Source organism: Actinoplanes sp. 13 (assembly GCF_056134165.1).
Genome location: NZ_JBVYOQ010000042.1, coordinates 41,120 through 59,113, shown reverse-complemented (window position 1 = coordinate 59,113; position 17,994 = coordinate 41,120). Strand labels below are relative to the sequence as shown.

Annotated in this window: 18 protein-coding genes; 5 read left to right on the top strand and 13 right to left on the bottom strand. The window is 70.9% G+C overall.

All coding sequences use genetic code 11. The features are described from left to right. Positions 1 to 992: 992 nt before the first annotated feature. The 3 genes from AC0NH5_RS40475 to AC0NH5_RS40465 all read left to right on the top strand — a co-directional run bounded on the left by AC0NH5_RS40475 (position 993) and on the right by AC0NH5_RS40465 (position 4,195). Positions 993 to 1,349: a hypothetical protein gene (locus AC0NH5_RS40475; protein WP_474413303.1), complete on the top strand. Its 357-nt coding sequence runs from the start codon at positions 993 to 995 to the stop codon at positions 1,347 to 1,349. A 275-nt stretch (positions 1,350 to 1,624) separates the two neighbouring features. Continuing rightward, positions 1,625 to 3,367 carry a DEAD/DEAH box helicase gene (locus AC0NH5_RS40470; protein ID WP_474413301.1) on the top strand — a complete coding sequence of 581 codons (1,743 nt, stop codon included), beginning with the start codon at positions 1,625 to 1,627 and terminating at the stop codon, positions 3,365 to 3,367. A 198-nt stretch (positions 3,368 to 3,565) separates the two neighbouring features. Continuing rightward, positions 3,566 to 4,195 (top strand): putative glycolipid-binding domain-containing protein, encoded by a 630-nt coding sequence (locus AC0NH5_RS40465; protein ID WP_474413299.1) that lies wholly within the window; start codon positions 3,566 to 3,568, stop codon positions 4,193 to 4,195. Here the strand turns inward: AC0NH5_RS40465 and AC0NH5_RS40460 are convergent. The 3 genes from AC0NH5_RS40460 to AC0NH5_RS40450 are packed head-to-tail and all read right to left on the bottom strand — an operon-like array spanning position 4,179 to position 7,114. After that, positions 4,179 to 5,531 (bottom strand): hypothetical protein, encoded by a 1,353-nt coding sequence (locus AC0NH5_RS40460; RefSeq protein WP_474413297.1) that lies wholly within the window; start codon positions 5,529 to 5,531, stop codon positions 4,179 to 4,181. The genes AC0NH5_RS40465 and AC0NH5_RS40460 overlap by 17 nt on opposite strands. A gap of 34 nt (positions 5,532 to 5,565) precedes the next feature. Further along, entirely contained in the window at positions 5,566 to 6,663 is a 1,098-nt protein-coding gene (gene cds1 / locus AC0NH5_RS40455) for an L-cysteine desulfhydrase Cds1 (RefSeq protein WP_474413295.1), read from the bottom strand. A gap of 1 nt (position 6,664) precedes the next feature. Next, the gene (locus tag AC0NH5_RS40450; RefSeq protein WP_196417080.1) at positions 6,665 to 7,114 is read right to left on the bottom strand and encodes an Lrp/AsnC family transcriptional regulator; all 450 of its coding nucleotides are present in this window, start codon (positions 7,112 to 7,114) and stop codon (positions 6,665 to 6,667) included. A 211-nt stretch (positions 7,115 to 7,325) separates the two neighbouring features. Between AC0NH5_RS40450 and AC0NH5_RS40445 the strand changes: the two genes are divergently transcribed. Further along, a complete protein-coding gene (locus AC0NH5_RS40445; protein ID WP_045740459.1) occupies positions 7,326 to 7,601 on the top strand; it encodes a BldC family transcriptional regulator in 276 nt (91 codons plus the stop codon). Positions 7,602 to 7,628: 27 nt separating this feature from the next. Here AC0NH5_RS40445 and AC0NH5_RS40440 read toward each other — a convergent pair whose 3' ends face one another. From AC0NH5_RS40440 to AC0NH5_RS40420, 5 genes are all read right to left on the bottom strand, one after another. Next, on the bottom strand, positions 7,629 to 8,252 hold the full coding sequence (locus AC0NH5_RS40440; protein ID WP_474413292.1) for a UbiX family flavin prenyltransferase: 624 nt from the start codon (positions 8,250 to 8,252) through the stop codon (positions 7,629 to 7,631). Positions 8,253 to 8,339: 87 nt separating this feature from the next. Continuing rightward, on the bottom strand, positions 8,340 to 9,332 hold the full coding sequence (locus AC0NH5_RS40435; protein ID WP_474413290.1) for a hypothetical protein: 993 nt from the start codon (positions 9,330 to 9,332) through the stop codon (positions 8,340 to 8,342). Continuing rightward, positions 9,316 to 9,825, bottom strand: a complete 510-nt coding sequence (locus AC0NH5_RS40430) for a SigE family RNA polymerase sigma factor (RefSeq protein WP_474413288.1) — start codon at positions 9,823 to 9,825, stop codon at positions 9,316 to 9,318. The genes AC0NH5_RS40435 and AC0NH5_RS40430 overlap by 17 nt, the downstream gene beginning before the upstream one ends. Before the next feature lie 31 nt (positions 9,826 to 9,856). Continuing rightward, complete coding sequence (mqnP, locus tag AC0NH5_RS40425) at positions 9,857 to 10,744, bottom strand: menaquinone biosynthesis prenyltransferase MqnP (RefSeq protein ID WP_474413286.1); 888 nt, start codon at positions 10,742 to 10,744, stop codon at positions 9,857 to 9,859. Continuing rightward, positions 10,741 to 12,201, bottom strand: a complete 1,461-nt coding sequence (locus tag AC0NH5_RS40420; protein ID WP_474413284.1) for a menaquinone biosynthesis decarboxylase — start codon at positions 12,199 to 12,201, stop codon at positions 10,741 to 10,743. The genes mqnP and AC0NH5_RS40420 overlap by 4 nt, the downstream gene beginning before the upstream one ends. Before the next feature lie 97 nt (positions 12,202 to 12,298). On the opposite strand from AC0NH5_RS40420, the gene AC0NH5_RS40415 reads away from it, so the two are divergent. Further along, complete coding sequence (locus tag AC0NH5_RS40415) at positions 12,299 to 13,291, top strand: hypothetical protein (RefSeq protein WP_474413282.1); 993 nt, start codon at positions 12,299 to 12,301, stop codon at positions 13,289 to 13,291. Positions 13,292 to 13,420: 129 nt separating this feature from the next. On the opposite strand, the gene ccsB is transcribed toward AC0NH5_RS40415, so the two are convergent. The 5 genes from ccsB to AC0NH5_RS40390 are packed head-to-tail and all read right to left on the bottom strand — an operon-like array spanning position 13,421 to position 17,991. Beyond that, on the bottom strand, positions 13,421 to 14,371 hold the full coding sequence (ccsB, locus tag AC0NH5_RS40410; protein ID WP_474413280.1) for a c-type cytochrome biogenesis protein CcsB: 951 nt from the start codon (positions 14,369 to 14,371) through the stop codon (positions 13,421 to 13,423). Beyond that, complete coding sequence (locus AC0NH5_RS40405; RefSeq protein WP_474413278.1) at positions 14,371 to 15,966, bottom strand: cytochrome c biogenesis protein ResB; 1,596 nt, start codon at positions 15,964 to 15,966, stop codon at positions 14,371 to 14,373. Before AC0NH5_RS40405 ends, ccsB begins: the two co-directional genes overlap by 1 nt. Then, positions 15,963 to 16,775 (bottom strand): cytochrome c biogenesis CcdA family protein, encoded by an 813-nt coding sequence (locus AC0NH5_RS40400; RefSeq protein ID WP_474413276.1) that lies wholly within the window; start codon positions 16,773 to 16,775, stop codon positions 15,963 to 15,965. The genes AC0NH5_RS40405 and AC0NH5_RS40400 overlap by 4 nt, the downstream gene beginning before the upstream one ends. Beyond that, on the bottom strand, positions 16,775 to 17,338 hold the full coding sequence (locus tag AC0NH5_RS40395) for a TlpA family protein disulfide reductase (RefSeq protein ID WP_474413310.1): 564 nt from the start codon (positions 17,336 to 17,338) through the stop codon (positions 16,775 to 16,777). The genes AC0NH5_RS40400 and AC0NH5_RS40395 overlap by 1 nt, the downstream gene beginning before the upstream one ends. Then, the gene (locus AC0NH5_RS40390) at positions 17,335 to 17,991 is read right to left on the bottom strand and encodes a histidine phosphatase family protein (RefSeq protein ID WP_474413274.1); all 657 of its coding nucleotides are present in this window, start codon (positions 17,989 to 17,991) and stop codon (positions 17,335 to 17,337) included. The genes AC0NH5_RS40395 and AC0NH5_RS40390 overlap by 4 nt, the downstream gene beginning before the upstream one ends. Positions 17,992 to 17,994 lie beyond the last annotated feature (3 nt).

The window sequence follows — 17,994 nt, the reverse complement described above, 5'->3', positions numbered from 1 at the left end:
CGGCCCGGCCGATCTCCGCTGTTCCCGGCCCCGGCGCGGCTCGCGCGTCGGTTCCGGCCTCTTCTCCGGCCAAGCCCACCACCGGTGACAACGGCGGCTCGGCCCGGCCGATCTCCGCTGTTCCCGGCCCCGGCGCGGCTCGCGCGTCGGTTCCGGCCTCTTCTCCGGCCAAGCCCGCCTCCGGCGACAACGGCGGCTCCGCCCGGCCGATCTCAGCTGTTCCCGGTGCGGGTGCGGCCCGCGCCTCGGTGCCGAGCGCGATCCGCCCCGGCGCCGGTGAGATTCATGTCACCGGTAAGCCCACCGTGTACGGTGTCTCGGCCGCCGACGGGAGCCCGGCATCCCGGGGGAACGAACCGGCCGACGGCAATCCCGCGAAGGTCGAGGCCCCGGAAGCGGAGACCGCGAAAGCCGAACAGGCGACTCCCGAGCGCACAAAGCCGGAGCCCGCGGAGCCCGCAGGGCCGGAGCGCATCGAGCCCGGTGAGCCGCAGCCGGCCGAGCCCCGGCCCACAGACCCCAGGCCGGCCCAGCCGGAGCCCGCACCCCGACCGGTGCCGCCCGCACCCGGCCCGAGCCCCACACCGCCCGGCCCCGGCCCGAGTCCCACACCGCCAGGTCCTGGGCCGAGCCCCACGCCACCCGGACCGGATCCCAGCCCGGCGCCGCCCGGACCCGTGCCGCCGGCGCCCGGGCCCAACCCGGTCCCGCCCGGACCGGGTCCCAGCCCCGTGCCTCCCGGTCCGGGACCCAGCCCGGTGCCGCCCGCCCCCGGACCCAACCCGGTCCCGCCGGGCCCGGGGCCGAGCCCGGTCCCCGGCCCGCCGCATCCCGGCCCGGCGCCGGCACCGTTCGGGCCGCCCCCGGTGATCGGTGGCGGGAGCGGTCTACCCTCGTACACCCTGCCGCCGAGTTCCGGACCGGCCGGACTGCCACCCATGTCGTACGGCAAGACGCCGGCGGCACCTCCCACTGCGCCGGAGAACATCGACATGACACAGCCGGTCCCCTCGGGGCGACTCGGTCAGCCCGCCACCTATGGCGCACCGACCACGCCGGTGAACCCGGTGCCGGAGCAGCGCGGGCAGGGGACGGTCTACAGCACCGGCGGTTATCCGTCGATCGACATGACCATGCCGGTGTCCGACCCGCTGGAGAACTCGGGCTCGCTGACCGGCCACATCCTGGCTCAGGGGTGGTACGACGCACCCGTCGAGCAGCGCCGCAGCAACTTCAAGGTCGTCGTGGCGATGCTCGCCGTCCTGGGGCTGCTGGTCACGGTGAGCTTGGTTTTCGTCTTCACCGCGGGTGACGCCGTGACCAATATGATCAAGAATCTGACGAGCTGACCGGACGGCTGACCCCGTACCGATGACCGCGTGGTTTTGCTGTCCGGCTGGATGGGCCGTAAGCTTGCAGGGTTGTACTCAGGGGTGAGCCTGCCCACTACCCGCCGGGAATGCGGTCGGTGGTTCAGACGTTCACCCGTACACTGATGGTAGTTATTGACGCGGCGCGCCCACCCGGTGTGCGCCACGGGCGTTCTTGCGGGCATTTCAGCGAGCGGTCCATTGCGGCCGCGGCGGGCCAATTCGCGAGCTTGCGCCCCCGTAGAGAGGTTCTCTTGACCACTTTCGCTGATCCCAGCACGTTCCCGTCCGTACTCGAGACCCCCGCTGTCGAAACCCCCGAGCCGGAGATCGTGGCTGTTCCCGCCGCCGCGCCGGCCCCCACCTTCGCCGACCTCGGCGTTCCCGCCGAGATCGTGCGGGTCCTCACCCGTGAGGGCATCACCACCCCGTTCGAGATCCAGGCCGCCACCGTGCCGGACGCCATGGCCGGCCGGGACGTGCTCGGCCGTGGCCAGACCGGCTCCGGCAAGACGCTGGCCTTCGGCCTGCCCGTGCTGGCCCGGACCGCGCTCAGCGGCAAGGCCCGCCCGCACTACCCCAAGGCCCTGATCCTGGTGCCGACCCGCGAGCTGGCGATGCAGGTCGCCGACGCGCTGATGCCGATCGGCCGGTCGGTCGGCGTGTTCCTGAAGACCGCTGTCGGCGGCGTGCCGTACGACCGGCAGATGGACGCCCTGCGCCGCGGCGTCGAGGTGATCGTCGCCACTCCGGGCCGGCTCGCCGACCTGATCGAGCGTGGCGCCTGCCGGCTCGACGACGTCGAGGTCACCGTGCTCGACGAGGCCGACCAGATGGCCGACATGGGCTTCCTGCCCGAGGTTACCGAGCTGCTGGCCAAGACGCCCGAGCATGCCCAGCGCCTGCTCTTCTCGGCCACCCTGGACGGTGACGTCGACACGCTGGTCAAGCGCTTCATGCACGACCCGGTCACGCACTCCACGGCCCCGGCCGAGGCGAGCGTGTCCACGATGGACCACCACCTGCTGCTGATCCCGCCGGCGGAGAAGTTCCCGATCACGTCGTGGATCGCCAACCGGGAGGGCAAGACCATCGTCTTCGCCCGCACCCAGATGGGCGTGGACCGGCTGGCCGAGCAGCTCGCGGCGGTCGGTGTGCGTGCCGGCGCGCTGCACGGCGGCAAGACCCAGCGGGTCCGCACCCGGACGCTCGCCGAGTTCAAGGAAGGCCGGACGAACGTCCTGGTCGCCACCGACGTCGCCGCCCGCGGCATCCACGTCGACGGCATCTCGCTGGTCGTTCACGTCGACCCGCCGAAGGACCCGAAGGACTACCTGCACCGGGCCGGTCGTACGGCTCGGGCCGGCGAGTCCGGTGCGGTCGTCACGCTGGTCCTGCCGAAGCAGCGGCGCAGCACGCAGGCGATGATGGCCAAGGCCGGGGTGCACCCGGGCGAGGTCCGCGTCCGTGTGGGCGACGAGAAGCTGGCCGAGGTCACCGGCGCCCGTGAGCCCAGTGGCATCCCGGTCGTCGAAGAGCCGGAGCCGCGCCGTGAGCGCGGGGACCGGTCGCGCCGGTTCGGTGACCGTCCGCAGCGTTCCTACGGTGACCGTCCGCAGCGTTCCTACGGCGACCGCAACAGCAGCGACCGCACCGGTGGCGGCGAGCGCGGCAGCTTCGGCGACCGCCCGCGCCGTCCGTACGGCGACCGGCCGACGGGTGACCGTCAGTTCGGGGACCGGCAGACCGGCGACCGGCCGCGCGGCAGCTTCGGTGACCGTCCGGCCCGGCCCGCCGCCGAGCGGACCGGCGGGGACCGGCACTTCGGTGACCGTCCGGCCGGTGGCGACCGCCACTTCGCCGACCGGCACGTCGGTGACCGCCCGGTGCGCAACGGCGACCGGCCGACCGGTCAGCGCCGGGACAGCCACCGCACGGACCGCCGCGAGGGCCCGTCGGGCCGTTTCGGCGCGGCCCGCCCGGCTCGCACCTACTGATCGAACAGTTCGGTGAAGGTCCCGGCACGTATCGCGTGCCGGGACCTTTCCGTCGGGTGACCACCCACTTCAGCCCGGCGGCCGCGCTGCGGCCGCGAGGTAGCCGACGGGACCGGTCGCCGATCGTACGAAACAAGGATGAAAGGCCGACCCGCGCCGGGGCGGGAGAAAGCCGCTCGCAGCGGGTAGGTTGACGGCATGCCGCTGCCTGACGCGCTGTTCTGGGAGCGCCGTGACGTCCCCGGCGCCGAACACGTCCTGCTGGAGTCCCGCACGGGGCTGTACGCGCAGGGCACCGCCGTGGCCGTCGACCCGGTCGCCTACACGTGTCACTACGAGCTGCAGACCGGGCCGGACTGGGTGACCAGCCGGTTCGACGTGCGGGCCGAGGGTGCAGGCTGGGCGCGGACCGTGCGGCTGGAGCTGGCGGCCGGGCGCTGGCGGATCACGACTTCCGAGCAGGGCGATCTGGACGCGGCGCTGGTGGCCGCCGGTCATGCCCGCGCCGGGCTGCCCGGCAGCGAGGACCCCGACCTGCTGTACGGGGCTTTCGACGTCGACCTGGGCGGCTCCCCGCTGACCAACACGCTGCCGGTCCGCCGGCTGGATCTGCTGAAGGCGGAGACCGGGGTCGCGCACCGCCTGAGCGTCGCGTGGGTGCTGCTGCCGAGCCTTGAGGTGATCCAGGCCGACCAGATCTACACATCGCTGGGCGACAACCAGGTGCGGTTCGCGAGCGAGACGTTCAGCACCGACATGACGCTCGACGACGAGGGTTTCGTGGTGGACTATCCCGGTCTGGCCCGGCGGGTCAGACCCGGCTCCTGATCCAGCTCAAGCACGCCTTGTCGACGGTCTTGAACGGCTTGCCGTAAGCGGCTCGCGAAGCCTCGTCCGGCTTCTTGCCCTGGCGCAGCACCAGGTCGGCGAACTTCATCAGGCCGGATTCGCCGAACTTCGTGGCCATGCAGGCCGAGGCGTAATGGCCCATGGCGTACAGGGTGCTGACCGTGAGGTCGTCGGACTTGGCGGTCAGTGAGGGCACCGCGATGCTCCTGGGCGTGCCGCGCTCACGGTAACGCTCGGCCAGCGCGTACCGGCTGTAGGTGTCCTGCGGCTTCTTCGGGTAGGCGCCGATGTACTCGGCGATGCCCTCCAGCAGCCACTGGTCGTCGTCGGTGTCCCGGTTGCTGATGCCGGCCAGGGTGACCACGTGCGCCAGCTCGTGCTGCACGATGGTCGAGACGTCCTGTTCCTCGAGGACCTTGCTCATCCGCAGCACCACATCGGTCCCAGCGGTGTTGAGCGGCAGCGCGTAACCGATCACCCAGTTCTGGGTGCCGCCGCCGTACCAGGACTTCCAGGCCTTGTCGTCGGCCAGGTAGATCCGGTAACGGGCACCCTGCTTGTTGCCGATCAGGGCGGCGTAACGGTCGACCACCCGGGCGGCCTTCTCGGCGACCGGGAGAAACCGTTTGAGGTGCTTCTTCTGGCTGCCCGAGGCGGCCAGCACGACCCGTTTGCCACGGGCGAAGGAGAGCTGCTGCTTCTCCCACGGCGGCTCGGAGAGGAAGCCGCGCCGGTCGGCCTTCAGCTTGGTGATGAGGTACTCACCGTCGCGCAGCGTGAAGGTGAGTTCCTGATCGAGTTTGGGCGGCCCGGCGTCGGCGGCGTTGCGCCAGGCCGGGCAGGTGCCGCCGGTGAAGCAGTAGCCGAGCGAGGCGTCGACCCGGACGGTCCCGTCGGGGGCTTTCTCGACGTGCGGGGTGGCGTGGTATTCCACGTGGCCGACGTCCAGGGCGCGAAGGTTGCGGTAGATCGTGCGGAAGGCGGCGACGAGCTTGGGCTGCTTCGGGTCCACCGCCGCCAGCCAGCCCTTCTCGTCGCCCTCGGTGAGCGCGGCCGCCTGCGCCTCCAGCCGGGCGAGGGAGGCCTCGAACGGGGTCGGCGGGCGGCTCGGTGCCGGTGCGGAGGTGGCCTCGGCGGCCTCCTCCGGGGCCGGCCAGAAGACGACTGCGCCCGCGCCGCCCGCGGCCAGGACGGCGGTCAGGGCGGCCGCGACGATGCCGGCCCTCGACCTGCGCGGCGCCTCGGCCGGCACACCGGCCCGCACCGCTTCGGCGGCGGCGAGCCGGTCCGCGCCCGAAGGCGAAGGATCTTCCACGATCGTGGATCTAATCACGCGCCGCCGACGGCGGCTATCCCGGCCAGCTCCCGTCGTGCAGGAACTGCTGAACCACCGCCGCGTGCGGCCTCAGGTCGAGTTTCTGGGCCGTCACCCAGTCGTCGGAGTAGTAGGTGTTCACGTAGCGCTCGCCACCGTCACAGATCAGCGTGACCACGGAGCCGGTCCGCCCGGCCGCCAGCATCTCGGCGATCACCCGGAACGCTCCCCACAGGTTCGTGCCGGTCGACCCGCCGAGCCGCCGGCCGAGCACCTCCGAGCCGGCCCGCATGGCGGCCAGCGAGGCGGCGTCCGGCACGTGCATCATCCGGTCCACCACCGAGGGCTGGAACGACGGCTCCACCCGCGGCCGGCCGATCCCTTCGATGCGCGAACCCGTGCCGGTCACGACGTTCCAGTCGCCGGCCAGGTAAGCCTGCCAGAACGCGGACCCCTCGGGGTCGACAACGCAGAGCTTGGTGGGGAAGCGGCAATACCTCGCGTACCGTCCGATGGTGGCGCTGGTGCCACCGGTGCCGGCGCCGACCACGATCCAGGCCGGTACGGGGTGCCGCTCCAGCTCCAGCTGGCTGTAGATCGACTCCGCGATGTTGTTGTTGCCCCGCCAGTCGGTGGCCCGCTCGGCGTACGTGAACTGGTCCATGAAGTGCCCGTCGAGCTCGGTGGCGAGCCGCTGCGCCTCGGCGACCACCTGCGTCGCGTCGGCCACCAGGTGGCACTTGCCGCCCTGGAACTCGATCAGCGAGATCTTCTCCGGGGACGTAGCGGCGGGCATCACCGCGATGAACGGCAGACCGAGCATTCGGGCGAAATAGGCCTCGCTGACCGCTGTCGATCCGGACGAGGCTTCCACGATCGTCGTTCGTGGACCGATCCAGCCATTGCAGAGCCCGTACAGGAATAGCGAACGTGCCAGGCGATGCTTGAGTGAACCGGTGGGGTGTGACGACTCGTCCTTGAGGTACAGATCGATGCCCCAGGACCGCGGCAGCGGGAACGGCAGCAGGTGGGTGTCGGCGGACCGGTTGGCGTCCGCCTCGACCATGCCGATGGCGTCGCGGGCCCAGTCGCGGGCGACGCTGTCGGAGCGGTCGAGCTTGGTGGACTCCATCTCAGCCCAGACCGGGCTGCGGCCGGTGCTCCCACTTCGTGGAGAGGGCGATCGCGGTCCTGGTCGATGCCACCCCGGGCGTCCGATTGATCCGCACGATCAGCTGCTCCAGTTCCGCGATCGTGCCGACCCGCACGATGAGCTGGTAAGACTCGACACCGGCCATGAAATAGCAGCTCTCCACCTCGGGCATGGCGCGCACCGCGGCGAGCACGTCGTCGGTGTCCGCGCCGGAGTCCTCGATGATGCCGATCAACGCGGTGACGCCGAGTCCGATCGCCTCGTGGTCGATGTCGGCCCGGTATCCCCGGATGGTCCCGGCGGTCTCGAGCTTACCGACTCGTTCGTGCACCGCGGGGGCGGAGAGCCCGACCTTGCGGGCAAGTTCGGCGTACGACGAGCGAGCGTTCTCTCGTAGCAGGTCGATCAGCCGGAGGTCGATGGAGTCCATGGTTCAAACCCTAATCGGGTGGCCCTCACCCCTTCACGCCCGGTAGCGGCGAATGGGCGGCAGGATAATGACCACTGTCGCAATCGGGGCTTTTTCCGCATTTCACGGACTTGCTTCAGGGGCGGTGCTCTAATGGCTTTACGTCCCGATCGAGCACGCCGACACTCACCGTGACCACGGCCGCTCCAGAACCAAAACCGAGGAGGGGGTTGTGGACACTGGAGATCGTCTGCTGACGCCGGGTGAGGTGGCCGCGTTGTTCCGCGTCGATCCCAAGACGGTGACGCGTTGGGCGGCCGCCGGGCGCATCGGCAGTATCCGTACTCCCGGTGGACACCGCCGATTCCGCGAATCCGAAGTACGCGCCCTTCTCGAGGGTGACGGCGTGATCGAGGAAATGCGCGAGGACGACGCCGCCAACAAGCCGCGAAACAACGGCCCCTCCAATCCGGGCGCGGGCTACGGTCCGCCGAACGGCCTGCGCTAGGCAAGTCATGAACCGGTGAGGGTCGCGCTAGGCGCGGCCCTCACCGAGTTCGCCGGTCCACCTGCGGAAAAGGCTGTGGGGTACGCCCAGAGCGTCCAGCACCTTGCCGGCCACGAAATCGATCAGCTGCTGCGCGCTCGCGTCCGCCCCGGATCCGTAGAAGCCGGGGCTGGCAGGCAGGACCACCGCCCCGGCGTCGTGCAGGGCGATCAGGTGCTCCAGGTGGCTGCGGGTCACCGGGGTCTCCCGGGGCACGACGACGGTGCGCCGGCGTTCCTTGAGGTTCACCTCGGCCGCCCGCTGCAACAGGTCCTTGGACAGCCCGATGGCGATGCCCGCACACGCCGCCGTGCTCGCCGGCACCACCGCCATGCCGCGCGCCGGGTAGGACCCGCTGCTCGGCCCGGCGGCCAGGTCACCGGCCGGCCAGTACGCCAGGTCCCCCAGGTCGCGGCCGAGCCAGGCCGCCACGTCGTCCTTCCAGTGCGCGTCGCGGATCGTCGCGCCCGTCTCGTCCAGCAGTGTCAGCCGGGCGGCCCGGGAGACGACCAGATCCACCGACTCACCGGCGTCCAGGAGGGTGGTGAGGACCGCCTTGGCGTACGGGGTGCCCGAGGCGCCCGAGACGCCGATGATCCAGGGTTCACGCATGCCTTCCAGTGTGCCCGCACGGTCGCCCGGACATCGCTCGGCCGGGCGTGCCCGCCCCCGTTGTGATCGGACACGACCGGCCGAGGTTCATCGGGTGAACCGCACCGACGGCGGCAGGGCCTGATCCACCGGGAACCAGGTGGCCGGGTCACGCGGGTCGGCCAGGGTGATCGACTCGAAGACCTTCCGGACCTCGGGCGCCGCCGCACCCTGGCTGTGCACCTCCAGCCGGTAGCCGTCCACGACCGCGGACTCACAGGCTGACCCGTCCTCGTCGGCGCACCGCGGCTCCTCGCCCTCCGGCGCGACCCGGATGCTGATCATCTCGACCGGGCCGGGGGCCGGTTGCCCGGCCGGGTCGGCCATCACCGTCGCCGCCGCCGCGACCGGCAGCAGGAGCGCGAGGCTCTCCGCCGGCGTGGCCGGTGCGCTCCGCACGCTGGTCAGGCGGTAGCCGTCCGGCACGTGACCGGCCCGGAAGGCGAGCCGCGCGGGCTGCCCGCCACCGAGGACGAACCGGCCGGCGATCAGGCGTGCGTCGCTCGCACCGGCGGCGGCGTCGAGGACGGCGATCCGGTTCCCGCCGGTCTCCCAGGCCAGTGTGCCGGAGCCGAAATCCCCGTCCACCAGGAAGGCCGGCCGCCCGTTGATCCGCTCGGTCGCGGTGGACCGATCGTAGAGGTCGCCGATCTCGACACCCGGCGGGTACAAGCTCAAGGTCCCCACCTGCCGGCCGTCCCGGGTGACGGCGGCCGTGCTCCGGTCCAGGCGCACCAATGTGTCCGGGTCCGCCACCCGGAAGTCACCGACGGTGTAGCCGCGGAACAGGAAGTCGAGCGGGCGCGGGGTAGGGCTTGCGGACGGCGGGGCCACCGGCAGCACCGGGCGGCCCGCGCCCGGCCGGGCCAGCACCTGCGGGGCCCCGATCACGAGAGCGACCGCTGCCGCGGCGGCGACAGCCCAGCCGGTGGTACGGCGGCGCACCCGGCGGCGGCCCGCGGCGACCATGTCGTCCACGCCGTACCGTGCCGGTGGCGCCCCGCCCTGGGCCTCCCGCAGCAGCTCAGACAGGTGCTTCATCGCGCGCCTCCAGTTCGGTGCCGAGAGTCCGGCGGAGCGCCTCGAGGCCGCGCGAGGTGTAGGCCTTCACCGTGCCCTCGGGGTAGCGCAGCGCGTCCGCGGTCTGCCGCACGCTGAGCCCCTCCAGGAAGCGCAGCACCACCACGGCACGCTGCGGGGCGGGCAGACCGGCCAGCGCCTGCCGGATCCGCAGCCGCTCGTCCACGGCCGGGGTGGCATCGGGCAGCGCCGGCTCCGGCATGGCGTGGCTGTGCGACTGCTCACGGCGCCACCACGGGCGCCGGGTCTCGTCGATCGCCGCCCGGACCACCGCGGTACGCGCGTACGCGTCATGGTTGTCGATGCGGTTCCATCGCGCGTAAAGCCTGGACAGGGCGGCAAGCACCGCGTCCTCGGCCAGCTGCCAGTCGCCGCAGGTGAGGTACGCCAGCCCGCGCAGCGAATCCATCCGGGCGCCGACGAACTCCCGGAACTGGGCCTCTCTGTCGCTCACGCGGGTTGGACGGACGTCGACCGGCGATCGGTTACAGGAGCATGAGATCGGAGAGCGCGAAGAGGAAGAGCGCGATCGCGATGAAACCGTTCGCGGTGAAGAACGCCCGGTTGACCTTGGACAGGTCGTCGGCGGTCACCACGACGTGCTGATAGACCAGCCCGGCCGCGGTGACCAGCAGGCCCAGCCACCACAGCCAGGCGAGACCGGCCAGTTCGCCGAACCAGACGAACAGCGCGAAGGCGGCGACGTGGGTGACGGTCGAGATGTGCAGGGCAGTGCGCACCCCGAAGCGGGCCGGCGTCGAATGCACCCCGATCCGGCGGTCCACCTCCACGTCCTGACAGGCGTAGATGATGTCGAAGCCGCCGATCCAGAGGCCGACCGCGACGCCGAGCACCCAGGCCGGCCCGGAGCCGGCGAAGGTGCCGGTGATGCCGAGCCAGGCGCCGACCGGGGCGACCGCCTGGGCCAGCGCGAGCACGTAGTGCGGGAAGTTGGTGAACCGCTTCGCGTACGGGTAGACCACCAGCGGGATCACCGCGAGCGGCGAGAGCAGCAGGCAGAGCGGGTTGAGCAGGCCGGCCGCCACCACCAGGACGACCAGCGAGACGAGTGCGCCGGTCCAGGCCGTACGCACGCTGACCGCTCCGGTGACCAGCTCCCGGTTCTGGGTGCGCGGGTTCAGCGCGTCTATCCGGCGGTCCAGGATCCGGTTGGCCGCCATCGCGAACGTCCGCCCGGAGACCATCGCGATCGTGATCAGCACCAGGTCGCCCCAGTGCCGGCCGGTCCCGTCCCGGTCGATCGCCACCAGCGCGGAGAGGTACGCGAACGGCAGCGCGAAGATCGAGTGCTCGATCATGACCAGCCGGAGGAAGGACTTGACCTTCCCCGGGCTCTCGGACACCGCTGTCACAGCCCGTATTCCTTCCACCGCTTGTCGACCAGCGACACCACCTCGGGCGACATGGCCATCGCCTCCGGCCAGCCCCGGGTGTAGCCCTCGGTCGGCAGCTTACGGGTGGCGTCGACACCCGCCTTGCCGCCCCAGAACTGCTGGTAGGAGGAGTGGTCGAGGTGATCCACCGGGCCCTCGGTGAGCAGCAGGTCCCGGCCGTAGTCGACGTTGCCGAAGGCCCGGAACGCGACCTCGGAGTAGTCGTGCACGTTGCAGTCCTCGTCGACCACCACGATGAGCTTCACCAGTGACATCAGGTGGGCGCCCCAGAGGGCGCTCATCACCTTCTGCGCGTGCTTCGGGTACCGCTTGCGGATCGACACGATCAGGCAGTTGTGGAAGACGCCCTCGGCCGGCATGTCGTAGTCGACGATGTCCGGGATCAGCATCTTCGCCAGCGGCAGGAAGATCCGCTCGGTGGCCTTGCCCAGGCCGTGATCCTCCTGCGGCGGCTGAGAGGTGATGATCGAGTGGTAGATCGGCTTCTTCCGCATCGTGATGCACTCGATGTGCAGCACCGGGAACGGCTCGACCGGGGTGTAATAGCCGGTGTGGTCGCCGAACGGCCCCTCCGGGTGCCGCTCGCCGGGCTCGAGGTACCCCTCCAGAATGATCTGCGACTCGGCAGGCACCTGCAGCGGCACGGTCAGGCAGTCGACCATTTCGACCCGCTCGCCCCGCAGATAGCCGGCGAACAGGTATTCGTCGATGTCGCCGGGCAGCGGCGCGCTGGCCGCGTAACAGACGACCGGGTCGGCACCGATCGCGATGGCGACCGGTAGCCGCTGGCCGAGCCGCTCGGCGACCGCGTGGTGCGCGGTGGAGTCCTTGTGGATCTGCCAGTGCATGCCGAGCGTGTTCTTCGAGTGCTGCTGCAACCTGTACAACCCGAGGTTGCGCTTGCCTGTCTCGGGGTGTTTGGTGTGGGTCAGCCCGAAGTTGTGGAAGATGCCGCCGTCGCCCGGCCAGACCTGCAGGCCGGGCAGCCGGTTCAGGTCCACCTCGTCGCCCTTCAGCACGACCTCCTGGCAGGGCGCGGTCTTCACCTTCCTCGGCGGCATCGACTTGAGCTGCAGCACCTTGCCGAGACCCTCCCGGATGCCGGACCAGCCGACCGGCAACTCCGGCTTGATCATCGCGCCGATCCGGTCACCGACCTCGTCCAGCGTCTCGACACCGAGCGCCATCGCCATCCGCTTCTCGGTGCCGAACAGGTTGATCGCCACGGGCATCTCGCCGCGGGTCGGGTTCTCGAAGAGCAGCGCCGGGCCACCGGCCCGCACGGTCCGGGTGACCACCTCGCTCATCTCCAGCGTCGGGTCCACCGGCACGGTGATGCGCCGCAGCTCGCCGGCCTTCTCCAAGGCGGCGATGAAGCTCTGCAGATCGGCATAGGGGAATCCACGAGGCGGCATGCCACCCAGTCTGGCACCGGAACGCCGTCCTGCCCCGCGCAGGCCCGTCACTCGTGATCGGTTTCTCGCGTTGGACTGGGATGTGAGACTCCGTAACGTGGCCCGATGGTTCGCCGCGACCGGACTCGCCGCCGGCCTCGCCATCGCCGCGCCCGCGAGCCCGGCCGCCCACGCCGCGCCCACGGGTCCGGCCGCCCACGCCGCGCCCACGGGTCCGGCCGCCCACGCCGCGCCCACGGGTCCGGCCGCCCACGCCGCGCCTGCGGGTCCGGCCGGGGCCGCGCCAGTGAGCGCTGGGACGTCGCGCCTGCCGGAGTGTGCGCCGGGGCCGAAATCCACACGGCCGCCGTCCCGGCCGGCCGGGACGAAGACCCCGGGAGCGTGCCGGGCCGCCGGGCGCATCCTGGAATCGGCCGTACGCGTGAAGCGTCCCGGCGCCTTCACCCCCAGCGGATACCACCACCTCGGTGCCGGCACCAGCGACGAGTGGTCCGGGGTGTCCGGCCGCTTCTCGATCGTGGACGGGTCGGTCCGCCCGCACACCTACGACTTCGTGGCCGGCCGGTTCATGGCCAAACGGGACATGGGCCGCGGGCGGATCTCCTGGCTGGAGGCCGGCTGGGCGGAGACGGGCTGGGCCACGCCGGGCCGGCAGCACATCTACACGTTCAACACCAACACCAACGTCTGGCAGTTCCACGACCAGTACACGATCCGCCCCGGCGACCAGATCTGGCTGGACCTCAACTCGGACGCCGAAGGCTTCTGGCGGGCCTGGCTGTGGTGGAACAACCGGTGGAACCTGCTGACCACGCAGCGCCTGCCGATCGGCGCCAGCGCGCACATCGAGCAGTACGTCGAGGTGCACGTCGACGCGAGCCGGCCGACCCAGATCGGCGTGCCGAAAGTGACCGTGGACAACGTGCGGCTGCGGCCGCCGGGCGGTGGGGCGCCCCGGTTCTGGCGTGAGGACGTGGCCACGCTGACCGGGATGGAGGCCGGCCAGCAGCAGCGCCGGGGCGGGTTCTGCCTGGACTGGGTGACGCGTTACGACACCTGGACGGCCGGCGACTGCTCCGACGGCCGTTAGGCCGGTGACCACCCGCTTCAGCCCGGCGGCCGCGCTGCGGCCCGGAGTTGCAGGTGGTCGCGGGGTAGCCCCGGGACTTTCGTAGGCGTACCAAAAGGGTTCGAGATCAGCCGGGCAGAAAGAGTGCCCTCAGCCGGCGTCGGCGTAGGAGTGCAGGCCCTCGAAGAACAGGTTCACGCCGAACAGGTTCATCAGCATCGTGACGAATCCGATCAGCGCGATCCACGTCGCGGTCGTCCGCTTGACGCTCGGCGTGGCCCGGGCGTGCAGATAGGCGGCGTAGACGATCCAGGAGATGAACGCCCAGACCTCCTTGGGGTCCCACCCCCAGTACCGTCCCCAGGACGCCTCGGCCCACAGCGGGCCGGCGATCAGCGCGCCGAAGGTGAACAGCGGGAAGGCGAAGGCGTGCAGGCGGAAGGTGAGCCGCTCCAGCGTCCCGGCGTCGCCGACCCGCTTGCCCAGCGTGTACGGGAAGGTGCGCCTGCCCTCGGCGTAACCGTTTTTGATCAGGAACATCGCGGCCGGGACCGCGCCGATCAGGAAGATGCCCGACGAGATGATGATCGTCGACACGTGGAAGATGAACCAGTACGAGTTGAGCGCCGGGACCAGCGGGCCGACCGGGGTGTACGCGATCAGGCTGGCCGCGCCGAGCAGCACCACCAGGCTCAGCGAGGCGAACAGGCCCAGGTGCCGGACGGCCGGCATGCGCAGCAGCACACCCACCCAGACCGCGGCGCCGATCAGCGTCGCGGAGAGGATGTACTCGTACATGTTGCCCCAGGGCATCCGGTCGGCGGCGATGCCGCGGGTGACCGTCGCGCCCAGGTGCAGGGCCAGGCCGAGGACCGTGAGCACCACCGCGATGCGGCCGGACAACTCGCCCTTGCCGGGTCTCGGCGGGCCCGGGACCTTGACGACCTGGTCGACCGGGGCGCCCGCTCCCACCAGCTGGCGGGACGCCGCCTTGCCGACGCGGCTGCGCTGACCGAACGCGTACTCCCCGGCGTAGCAGACCATGGCGGCCAGGTAGGCCAGCACGGTCAGCGCCATCAGCTGGTTCGACAACTCCGCCATCAGGGCGTCCCTTCCTCAACGGCTCGGGTCAGCGCCGCGAACTCGTCGCTGAAACCGGGGTAGTCGGTGCGGGGCAGGCCACCGGCTTCGATCACGCTACTCCCCGCGTCCGGGAGCACGCGGAACCACACCCTTCTCCGGTGCACGGAGAGCGACGACATCAGGCCGAGCAGGCCCAGCACCGAGCCGGCCAGCAGCACGCCCTGCGTCGGGTCGTACCGGATCGAGAGGGTGGCGAACTGCCGGGCGCCGACGAACTCCAGCTTGCTGCCGTCGTCCAGGGTCCACGTCTCGCCGGGGCGCAGCACGTACGGCCGCTCGCCGCCGATCTTCTTCAGCGCGCCGGTGGCGATCTGCCCGCGGTCGAGCGCGTAGACCGAACCCGGCAGACCCACGTCGAGCCCCAGGTCACCACGGTAGGCGGCCAGGTAGAGCACCGGGTTGTCGGCGGCCGGGAACGTCGACCGGGCGCTGCCGTCGGTCCCCCCGGTCGGCAGGAAGACGCCCTCGAACCCCATCTGCAGGCTGTTGTCCCGCTCATTGGTCTTCGGATCGATGTTGACGTCCGGGAACTGGACCACGCCCTCGCTGGTCAGCATCCCGTCAGTGGGCAGGAACGGCACCACCTTGGTCTGCTGGACGCCGTACCGGTCGGTGAAGCGCAGTACCGGCGCGTACCCCTGGCCGAGCAGATAGACGTTCGCCCCGTCCAGGCGCAGCGGGTCGTTGACCGTGAACGATCGGATCTGCTCGGGCCCGCCGTCCTCGCTGACCGACACCGTCGCCAGGAACGACTTCGGCTGCCCGGTGCTCTGGTAGGTCGTCTCGAACTCGGTGAGCTTGAAGCAGATGTTCGGCAGGTCGCTGGGCGCCACCCGGGGGCCGAGCGAGGAATCGTCGAACTGCGGGAGCGTGTTGCAGAAACCCTGGTCCTGACCGGTCACCAGCAGGCGGTTCGCGTGCCAGCCGTACCAGTGGCCGAAGCCGACCGCGATCAGCACCGCCAGCATGGCGAAGTGGAAGAGCAGGTTGCCGGTCTCCTTCAGGAAGCCCTTCTCCGCCGAGATGCTCCAGCCGCCGCCGTCGAGTTCCCGTCGCCGGGTCCGGAAACGCCGGCTGCGCAGCATCCGCGCGATGCGATCGGCCGCCACGGCCGGATCTTCGGAACTCGCGGTCGCCGGGGAATGCTGCGGCAGGCGGTCCATCCGCTTGGGTGCTTCCGGGGGTACGGTCCTGAGCGCCCGGACGTGGTCACGGAGCCGGGGCAGCACGCAGCCGACCAGTGATGTGAAGAGCAGCAGATAGATGGCGGCGAACCAGGGTGACGCGTACACGTCGAAGGCACCGAACCGGTCGATCACCGGGGCCAGGTCGGGATGCTCGGCGAAGTACTCCTGCACGTTCTCCCGGTTCACCGACCGCTGCGGGAACACCGAGCCGGGCACCGCGGCCACCGCGAGCAGGAAGAGCAGCACCAGCGCGGTCCGCATGCTGGTGAGCTGTCGCCAGGAGTTGCGCAGCAGCGCCAGCACCGGGTTGGGGCGCCGCGGCGGCGGCGCTGCCGGGGCGGCCGGCCGGTCCTCGACCACGGTCACAGCAGCAGCTCCCCACCGAAGTTGAAGGTGGTCATCAGCCACGCCAGGAAGTAGTTCCACTGCCCGGTGATCAGCGCCAGCCCGATGATGATCAGCAGGGCGCCGCCGGTCCGGGTCACCCACCGGCTGTTCCGGCGGATCGCCTTGATCACGCCGAGCATCCGGCGGAAGAAGAGGCCGAAGATGATGAACGGGACACCGAGCCCGAGACTGAACGCGAGCGCCAGGATCACCGCCCGGTCGGTGCGCCCGCTCGTGGTCGCCAGGGCGGTCACCGCGGCCAGCGTCGGGCCCACGCACGGGATCCAGGAGACCGCGAAGATCGCCCCGAAGACCGGCGCGCCGAGCAGGCCTGCGGCCGGCAGCTTGCTGATCCGGGCCTCCTGCTGGAAGCCCGGGATCCAGCCCAGGTAACCCAGACCGAGCACGATGATCAGGACGCCGAGGACGATGTTGAGGGTGTCCCGGTGGGTCAGCAGGGTGAAGCCGATGTTCGCGACCAGCGTGGTGAGCAGGGTGAAGACGACCGCGAAGCCGAGCACGAACAGGCTGCTGCCGAGCAGCACCCGGCCCTTGAGGGCCAGCGTCCGGGAGCGGGTCATGGTCGCGACCCCGCCGGTGGTCTCGGTGTCCCTACCCATGACGGCTTCCATGTCGGAGCCGGCCAGACCGGTGACGTACGACAGATAGCCGGGCACCAGCGGCAGCACGCACGGCGACAGGATGCTGACCAGGCCGGCGATCACCGCGGCGCCGATCGCCAGCAGCAGCGGCCCGTTCAGTGCGGTGTCCTGAAAGGCGTCGCCCATCAGCTGTTCTCCCTTGCCACCCGTTCCACCAGGGGTTGGAGCTCGCCGGCTGTGGTGGCGCGGCGCAGGGCGTACGCGATCCGGCTCTCCCGGTCCAGGATCAGCGTCGCCGGGGTGCTGGTCTGTGTCACATCGAACTGCAGCGCGACCTTGGCGTCGAAGTCGAAGATGCTCGGGTAGGTGACCCTGCCCCGCTCGAAGTTCTTCGCCGCGTCCCGATCGTCCCTCGAGTTGACCCCGATGAACGAGACGCCCTGCTCCTTGGTGGCCTGATAGGTCTTCTCCAGGTCGTCGGCCTCCGCCCGGCACGGCGCGCACCAGGAGCCCCAGAAGTTGACCACCACCACCTTGCCCTTGTCGGCGGCGAGGTCGTAGCTGCCACCGTCGAGCAGCTCCCCGGTCACGCCGGAGACCTGCGACCGAACCTCGGGCGCGCACTCCACCACCAGGTCCTTGGTGGTCTCGCACTTCTTCGCCCAGTTCTCCTCGCCGTCGGTGCACCCGGTCAGCACACCGGCGGCGGCGACCGCGGCGACGACGATGACCAGGCGGCGCACGGTCAGGCCCCCTTGGCGGTCTTGGCCGTCGCGGAGAGGGCGACCAGGTGCGCGGCGGGCTCGGAGTAGTCGATGCCGACCACCTTGGAGCCCTCGAAGCGGAACGAGGTGAGGCTGGCCAGCCCGCACTCACGGCGCCGCGGGTCGTGCCAGAGGCGCTTGCCCTCCACGTACCGGCGCAGTGTCCAGATCGGAAGCTGGTGCGAGACGCAGACCGCCTCGTGCCCCTCGGCGGCGACCCGGGCGGCCTGCACCGCGGCGAACATCCGCTGGGCGATCACCAGGTAGGCCTCGCCCCAGGACGGGGTGATCGGGTCGCGCAGCACCCACCAGTGGCGCGGGTTGCTGAACGCGCCGTCGCCGACCGAGACCTTCTTGCCCTCGAAGTAGTTCGCGCTCTCGATCAGCCGGACGTCGGTGGCGGTCTCCAGCTTGAACTCCGCGGAGATCGGTGCGGCCGTCTCCTGGGCACGCTCCAGCGGGCTCGCCACCACGTGCGTGATGTCGCGTCCCGCCAGCGTCTCGGCCGCGGCCTTGGCCATCTGGTGGCCCAGCTCGGAGAGGTGGAAGTCGGGCAACCGCCCGTAGAGGATCTGGTCCGGGTTGTAGACCTCACCGTGCCGGAACACGTGCACCGTGGTCTTGGTCGGCTCAGACAATTG